Source organism: Micromonospora sp. NPDC051296, from assembly GCF_040682255.1.
In the GTDB taxonomy this organism is placed as follows: domain Bacteria; phylum Actinomycetota; class Actinomycetes; order Mycobacteriales; family Micromonosporaceae; genus Micromonospora; species Micromonospora craterilacus.
The window spans coordinates 1-1,038 of sequence record NZ_JBFBAO010000688.1 but is presented as its reverse complement, the minus strand read 5'-3'; the positions used below and the strand labels follow the sequence as shown (position 1 = coordinate 1,038).

The following is a 1,038-nucleotide window of genomic DNA, read 5'->3' as shown; positions in this document are numbered from 1 at the left end:
CCCAAGCCGGCTCTTCGGAGAAGTCACTTCCCGGACCTGCCGCCACCCAGGATAGAACTCTGCTCCCAGCGGTGTCTTGACACAGAGGGGAGCCATGAGCGAGCGTTGCATCCCAGGGCGATGACCTGAAGCCCCGACGGTCGACGCCTTCGGGCTTGCCAAAGAGGTCACCATGCTGAACGCCCTGCTCAGAGCGCCGCACGTGGGATCCGAGTCTCAGCTCTCGGAACCCGTACAGACGCGTCTGCGGCAGACTCCAGAGTTATACATCGATGCAGCAAAGGCCCGCTCAGCCGGCGCCAGGTAGGCAGCAGACGGCGGTTGACACCAGGCAGGTAAGGAGCAGCGCAGCATGACCACTCCGGTGTTCTCTGGGAGGTCACGCCAGCCCGCTCACCCGCATCACCGCAGGTCAGGCACCGCTTCGCGCCCGACCCCGGTGAGCGCTTCGGACGCGGTTACCGCTTCGCCAAACTGCACCCACCGAAAGGCCAGGCCACCCAGCGTCCCCTTACCGCCCTGACCTGCGCACACTCCCCCACTAGGCAATATCGAGTGCCGTCGAATGCCGTTCAATGCGGCTGAGCGCTCCGCGGGAAAAGGGGGCCGCTCGATGCGGCCCCCTTTTCTCAGCTGGTCTTACTCGAACAGCGACAGGGTCAACGTCGAGGTGTACGCACCTGCGGCGACATCCGCCGGAGTCCGCAGGAACAGGTCCGCGTTGACCGAGTACGCGCCCTCGGCCACCGCACCGGAGTCGAACGTCGAGACCAGCAATTCCTGGTCGACCAGACCCACGTTGTTACCCGGCTGGGTCGCCTCGTCCAGAACCGTCACGACCTCCTCACCCTCACTGACCAGACCGGTGTCGCCGCCGTCGATCAGCTGCGGCTTCCACCCCAGATGCCCGGCACCGATCGCCGCCTGACCCGCGCTGCCGACGAAGTCGGTCGCGCTACCCAGCACCGCCCACGCCGCACCCTCCGGCACCTCATCCGCCGTACGGGTGTCAGTCACCGTCACCGTCGGCAGCGTGCC

Annotated in this window: 1 protein-coding gene; it reads right to left on the bottom strand. The window is 66.4% G+C overall.

Annotated features, from left to right (window positions below; translation table 11 throughout):
- Positions 1 to 639: 639 nt before the first annotated feature.
- On the bottom strand, positions 640 to 1,038 hold a 399-nt coding region (locus tag AB0M52_RS34145; protein ID WP_363962040.1), incomplete at its 5' end, for a hypothetical protein.